Genomic DNA, 238 nt, shown 5'->3' on the forward strand with positions numbered 1-238 from the left:
GACCGGGCACGGCATCGACGTCGGCGTCCTGATGGCCCCGGTGATCCCCTTCCTGAGCGACCACCCGGCCCAACTGCGCGCCACCGTAAGGGCAATAGCCGCCTCCGGGGCCACCTCCGTGACTCCCCTGGTGCTGCACCTGCGGCCCGGCGCCCGCGAGTGGTTCACGGCCTGGCTCGGCCAGCACCACCCACACCTGGTACGCCGCTACGAGCGGCTGTACGCCGAGGGCGCGTAC

Annotated in this window: 1 pseudogene; it reads left to right on the forward strand. The window is 72.7% G+C overall.

What is annotated here, in order from left to right:
• Positions 1-238, forward strand: a pseudogene (locus OO70_RS50980) (Rv2578c family radical SAM protein); the annotation flags it as partial.

This window comes from Streptomyces xylophagus, from assembly GCF_000716435.1.
Lineage (GTDB): Bacteria > Actinomycetota > Actinomycetes > Streptomycetales > Streptomycetaceae > Streptomyces > Streptomyces xylophagus.